At 42.5% G+C, this 5,459-nt stretch carries 12 protein-coding genes; 10 read left to right on the top strand and 2 right to left on the bottom strand.

Annotated elements, in window-relative coordinates; translation table 11 throughout:
- Positions 1 to 19: 19 nt before the first annotated feature.
- Both AC5JMF_RS28575 and AC5JMF_RS28570 read right to left on the bottom strand, forming a co-directional pair.
- Positions 20 to 373, bottom strand: coding sequence for a hypothetical protein (locus tag AC5JMF_RS28575; protein WP_495799091.1), 354 nt, complete (start codon positions 371 to 373; stop codon positions 20 to 22).
- Positions 374 to 551: 178 nt separating this feature from the next.
- On the bottom strand, positions 552 to 797 hold the full coding sequence (locus AC5JMF_RS28570) for a helix-turn-helix domain-containing protein (RefSeq protein ID WP_495799090.1): 246 nt from the start codon (positions 795 to 797) through the stop codon (positions 552 to 554).
- A gap of 148 nt (positions 798 to 945) precedes the next feature.
- Here AC5JMF_RS28570 and AC5JMF_RS28565 point away from each other — a divergent pair, with 148 nt between their 5' ends.
- From AC5JMF_RS28565 to AC5JMF_RS28520, 10 genes are all read left to right on the top strand, one after another.
- Positions 946 to 1,797 (top strand): hypothetical protein, encoded by an 852-nt coding sequence (locus tag AC5JMF_RS28565; RefSeq protein ID WP_495799089.1) that lies wholly within the window; start codon positions 946 to 948, stop codon positions 1,795 to 1,797.
- A gap of 101 nt (positions 1,798 to 1,898) precedes the next feature.
- Positions 1,899 to 2,135 (top strand): hypothetical protein, encoded by a 237-nt coding sequence (locus tag AC5JMF_RS28560; protein ID WP_495799088.1) that lies wholly within the window; start codon positions 1,899 to 1,901, stop codon positions 2,133 to 2,135.
- A gap of 181 nt (positions 2,136 to 2,316) precedes the next feature.
- Positions 2,317 to 2,520, top strand: a complete 204-nt coding sequence (locus AC5JMF_RS28555; protein ID WP_495799087.1) for a hypothetical protein — start codon at positions 2,317 to 2,319, stop codon at positions 2,518 to 2,520.
- A 120-nt stretch (positions 2,521 to 2,640) separates the two neighbouring features.
- Positions 2,641 to 3,423 (top strand): hypothetical protein, encoded by a 783-nt coding sequence (locus AC5JMF_RS28550; RefSeq protein ID WP_495799086.1) that lies wholly within the window; start codon positions 2,641 to 2,643, stop codon positions 3,421 to 3,423.
- A gap of 67 nt (positions 3,424 to 3,490) precedes the next feature.
- Entirely contained in the window at positions 3,491 to 3,760 is a 270-nt protein-coding gene (locus AC5JMF_RS28545) for a hypothetical protein (protein ID WP_495799085.1), read from the top strand.
- 34 nt (positions 3,761 to 3,794) lie between these two features.
- Entirely contained in the window at positions 3,795 to 4,040 is a 246-nt protein-coding gene (locus AC5JMF_RS28540; protein WP_495799084.1) for a hypothetical protein, read from the top strand.
- The gene (locus tag AC5JMF_RS28535; RefSeq protein ID WP_495799083.1) at positions 4,037 to 4,300 is read left to right on the top strand and encodes an HNH endonuclease; all 264 of its coding nucleotides are present in this window, start codon (positions 4,037 to 4,039) and stop codon (positions 4,298 to 4,300) included. The genes AC5JMF_RS28540 and AC5JMF_RS28535 overlap by 4 nt, the downstream gene beginning before the upstream one ends.
- Complete coding sequence (locus AC5JMF_RS28530; protein ID WP_495799082.1) at positions 4,297 to 4,695, top strand: helix-turn-helix domain-containing protein; 399 nt, start codon at positions 4,297 to 4,299, stop codon at positions 4,693 to 4,695. Before AC5JMF_RS28535 ends, AC5JMF_RS28530 begins: the two co-directional genes overlap by 4 nt.
- Entirely contained in the window at positions 4,692 to 5,150 is a 459-nt protein-coding gene (locus AC5JMF_RS28525) for a DUF1392 family protein (RefSeq protein WP_495799081.1), read from the top strand. The genes AC5JMF_RS28530 and AC5JMF_RS28525 overlap by 4 nt, the downstream gene beginning before the upstream one ends.
- Positions 5,151 to 5,193: 43 nt before the next feature.
- Positions 5,194 to 5,358 (top strand): hypothetical protein, encoded by a 165-nt coding sequence (locus AC5JMF_RS28520; RefSeq protein ID WP_495799080.1) that lies wholly within the window; start codon positions 5,194 to 5,196, stop codon positions 5,356 to 5,358.
- The last annotated feature ends 101 nt before the right edge of the window (positions 5,359 to 5,459 follow it).

Below are 5,459 nucleotides of genomic sequence, written 5' to 3'. Positions count from 1 at the left end.
AATACATTTGTACTCAAATTTAGCGCTCGCCTGTGCCAGTTGCGTAAGTCCTGAATCTGTAGGGATGACGGCGCTCAAACCCAAACCTCTCCTTGCAATACTCCTCAAACGTTGAGTGAGTGGAGCGATACAGTCTCCTGTCCCTCAATTCCATCAGCGCTTTGCCTGCCTCAAAAAACGCTCTTTCCACACGCCGCTCTAAATGCAAGCGATCGCGCTGTTCTTCGGGGGTTAACTCTGGAACTTCAACAGCAGTTACTTCAACGGTTACTGAAGCTGGGTCTTCTGGAGAAGAGATGTTTGAGTTTGGCGATTCTAAATTACTGTATGAAGCAGAGGTGGCCTTTTTACGCTTACGGGGTGGGGTGTTCATGCGCCTACCTCTTTTAGTTCAGTCGTATTTGCTTAGGGTTAGTTGCAAAAAGATACTGTGTACTTTGATTATTTAGGGTGCATTTACGGAACATCTTGCCTAGAAGGAAGCGACTTCAGCCCAAACATCACTCGGCAGTAAATTTTGAAAGGTGGGCTTAACAGTTGCTAGAGGAGGATTACTCATCAAACTGTACACCTAAGTCCACACCTAAAACTTCTTCTATTTTCCGCAAGGTTTCTTCAGCCATCCCGCCAAGAACAGCCTCAGCCTCCAGTTGATACCAATAATTACGAGATATGCCAGCTTCTTTAGCTAGTTGTGTTACTGGCCGCCCACTAGCTTCTCGTGCTTGTTTGATTCGCTCACCCAGCTCAGGAATATCAATTTCAAGCTTAATAATTCGTCTAACTTTCACAGGCATAGTCGTAATCCTAATTCTATAAGTATATGTTAATTGTCAACTAAACACTCGACAAGTGTTAATTAACAGGTTTACACTTTTAGGTATAAAGAAAGCACCCGGACTGCGAATCTTGAGTGCTTTCTATTCCACAAGGAACCTAACAATCATGACACACCAAATCTACAGCCAACAACAGCTGCACCACAAATCTATTGCCCACCTCAAGCAAATCTACAGCGAAATCGGCTGCACAGTTGAGGTAACTGACAAACGCTGCAAAGATGCATGGATTTACGCAATTGTAGAGCATCAAGCAACCAAAGTGCAGAAAGTAGCTGATGCTGTTGACGAGCCAGCCACAGCCCAAGCCGAACTTGACAACCACATCGCAACCCAAGCCCAAGCCGTAGCCCCCGAACCACTGACAACAGTAGAGATATCCTTCTACGATCATGAATTCTTCTCTAATGGCAAGCTGATAGCCAGCATCAGCCATGACGATGACTTAACCCAACCTTGGGTAGTCATGGTAGATGGTAAAGAGAAATTCCGCGCTAACACATGGGCTAGATGCAACCGCTACATCACTTGGCATCACCAGGACGGCACACTCAACAAAGAATTACTAGCAACACTCGACCAAACTGAAGCCGCATTACCAGCACAACAACAAGAACCCTGCACCACTGGCAACGAAATTATGGCGCAGATTTTCACTGAATGTGAAAAGTTTGGCTTTGACATAGGTGACGATGGGATTTACCGCGATGACATGAAGCTGGGTGAAGTAGGCTGCACTGATGGTAGCTGGTGGTTTATTCGTACAGGGGAGAGTCAAGAGAAAGTACCCTGTGACTCTGCGTTAGATACGGTTTGGTGGCTGTCGATGGTTGACGTTGTACCCCCTGCTGAGACTGAACCCGCTTTACACGAAGACTTGTTATACAAACGGCTTGAGCAACTAACCCCCAACGAACTGCAAATACTGTTTGAGAATGCAGAGTTAGTTGCAGCGTAACTGAAATAGTGGGCAGTAATCTTTACTACTGCTCACCTTTATTGTGCTGCCTTTTCTGGCATTTCCAAGCCTAAAAATCACTCCATTTATCAACTACAAAAATGCAACCAACAGTATCTATTCCACAAGGCTGGGACTATCCACGCTACTGCTTTGGACAGCTTACACAGCAGGGCATGATTGTGAGCATGATTTATTACCCAAAAGATACTTATCTTGACCAAGAATACGATTCTGGCTGGCGTTACAGCGTTCTACCTCACAAGCATAGTGAAGAACTATACCACTACTTGGAAGACGAACTAAAGCCTTTCTCAAAAGAAGAATCACTTGCTTAGAGGCTGTTTGAAATTGAGTCTTATCAACATCAAATAACTATCCTCCAAAAACAGTTGGTAGTAGTAGCAAGAGGAGGCATCAATAGCTAAGGGTGTTGACAATTACGTGGAACGAACAGCCTCTAAATTACTAAGTTTCTTGCATCAAATTTGAATTAACTACAAGAATAGGAGCAATAAAATGCCTCACCCAAATTTACACACTTTAGTTGCCGCTGCAAAGTTTATCCTAAGCGAGATTGACAGACATCCTGAGTTTCAAGCACTTGATTATCAGCCTGATCTTACTATCGGGGATGCTCAAACTGCACTGTCTTATTTGCAGGGAGAACTAGACAGCAATCAAAACCTTTCCATTGCATCAGAAATCTCTCCTAACAAATAAGAATAATCGCCTGAATGAATAGCGCTTACACAGGCGATCGCAAACCAAGAAGGACATCTTTTTACACTCGCCAGCATATTACAACACGCACAAAATTACAGTAACAAATCTCACAAAATCATGGAAACCATCAAAGTAAACAACAGCGTCTTTCTCATTCCTCCCTCTCAACCAAAACTACAAGCCAATTGCGCCAAGGAATACGGTCAGTTCTTACTTGACTGTCCTCCAAAGCTAACAATTTTAGAGGCTCAAGCAGGGGGATATCTCAAAGGGAATAAAGCTGATTTTGCGATCGCTATTTCAAGACCAGACCGCGTATTTACAATCAACGAAAACTTCACCAATGAACCGTTTACTGAACTTTGGGTAATTCCTGTAGGGGGTGGACTCAAAGACCAGTTCAAAGGCCCTGCTTCTATGCTGTTGTGCTTTCTGATGCACCGCCGGAGTAAGGATAGTTTTGCTAGCTTGTACAACCACTTTGCTCATCGTGCGTTTCAAGACTGGTGTGAGGCGGGAATGCCGGGAGATCCAAAAGAGTTTTGCTATGGTGCGTTCGTCTCTGACGTTGCCGCAGGCATCGCTAGTGTATTACGAAATTATATCTTCTGCGCGGAATTCCAAAAGGTGGACGGTGCAAAGGGGTCGTACTGGTTCATTCAGTGGTCGTATCGTCGTTCACAGTCTGATTTTGAGAACGATGCATTGGAAGCGGCGGAACTAATTCGTAGTGGTGCGGAATCCGGTGCGACACTGCACTGGGTAACAAACGAGACATATGAGCGTTGGGCATTGAATGCGGAGAATGTACCTGCATTACCTGCTGTTTCAGAAGCAGAAGCACGAGCATCATTGCAACCGCAGAATCAAGCAGTATTGCCACAAGGTAAGAAGCGGTAATCAACAACAAGCATTGGCGATTCACTCTTTGAGTCGCCATTACAAAATTAGCAGTAAAAGCAAGTCAATGAAAATCGGTACTGTGTCGATAAGTTATTCCAGAAAGTTCAATTTGGGTCAGTTTGAATCAATTGATATCAGTTGCTCTTTGTGGGCACAAGTTGAAGAAGAAGAGGACGCAGACGGTGTAGTTCAATTCCTCTATCACCAAGCGAAAGTAGCAGTAAAAGAAGCAGCAATGCCAGTAATTAAAGCTAACGAGTTTCAGATTAACAAAGCCAAGTCCCAAAAGAAAGTAACGACTGATGAAAGCGTTACAGAGTTGGACGATTTTTAAAGCAGTAATCCACTACCAAAAGGAGTAGAAACTAATGCTTGTCATTGTAACGGTGGTTGAAACGGTTACAACTGAAGCACATATTAACATCCCTAACGGTCTATCAAAATCTGCAATCAAGCAGCACATTACTGACTTGTATAACAGTGAAGAAATACAACACTGTTTTGAGATTTCCGATGTGAAGTTTGAATTAATTAGCGCCACGATTGTTAAACAAGAAAATTTGTCAAGTTCTATTTCTACATCAAGTACATCATTAATAAATCCACAGTCATGAGTGCAACATTAAATAACCCTACTCGCTTATACAGACGCCTTTACACCAGTCAAAAGCGTAATAAAAGACCCCATCTGATTGCGAAATATGGGATGGAATGTTTTTGGTGTGGCTGTCAACTTACTGCTCAAACATTGACCATTGACCACTACATTCCGTTGTCAAAGGGCGGGAATAATCAAATCAAAAATTTGAGACTGGCTTGTTTTACCTGTAATCAGAAACGAGGGAATTCGTTACCACAAGGAGAATGCAGATGAGTAAATGGACTGATGAAGAACTGGCAATTATTGAGGCGAAAGCTGAAGTTTATACTGTTAAACAAATAGCTTCCAGCTTAAAAAGAAGAGGGTATCACCGAACAATTCATGCTATCGAACTCAAGTTACAGAAATTGGGTTACAGCCTACGCCCTACTCTCGATAACTACAGTTGTCAAGAAATCGCTTCCGTTCTGAACTTGAGTTTAAAAAGTGTCTATCGGTGGGTAAACAGAGGTTGGCTCAAAGCCAAAAAGCGTTCTGCTAAACATTATCAAATCCGGAGATGGAATCTCAAACGTTTTCTCTCTAATCCTCCGCAACACCTCAAAAAACGTATTGCCTCTATTGACCCCCAAGCAATTAACTACTTGTTGGGAAGACGTGCATCATGATTGACCAAATTACTATCTTAGAAACATGTTGGTTTATATCTCCACCTTGGGGTAATCGAATCCCCACAGTAACGATAAGTCTGTTTGAGAAAGTTTATCTCAAGAGTAACAGAACATTTGGTTATTGCTGTGGTGTTCAATGGCACAAAGACAGGTGGAATTATGCGGTTGATACACAAGAAGAAATCTTTTCTGCTTGGGAACACAATTTGATTGGTACAGGTAGATTTGAGCCTCACACTCTGACCAAACCTGAATTCATGTTGGGTGAAAGAGTAATGCTTCGTGCAATTAATGATGCACCCAAACAACGAATAGTCCTTGGTATTGAACAGCTTGATGATTCTTGGTTTTACATGATTGAATCCATGTCCCCTGTATTAAACACGTCAACAATCAAGACAAATAACTTTACCTATGCTGCTCAAGAAGATTTGGTAAGGGTGAAAGTCTGAATGTTTTTCAATTCATTTTCAGTCATTCTAAGGAGTCAAAATTATGGGAGAAGCTAAACGTCGGCGTTTGTTAGATAGCAGCTACGGTAAGGCCAAGATGCCATCGGAGCTTGAAGGAATTCAAGGCGAATTATTCACTCAACAAACTGATTTAGTGATATGGGATGTGTTCTTGAAGAGTGGAGTTTTGAGCCATCAAATCAATTGATTCCGGTAATTGCAATGTCTACTCACTACCAAGAAGACTCTTGGTTGAATGGCACTAAGAAAAGCTCTAAGCTATGCTCTGTAATCATTACAGGCATTGAT

Source organism: Desmonostoc vinosum, from assembly GCF_059505385.1.
This window is presented reverse-complemented; position numbering and strand designations above follow the sequence as displayed.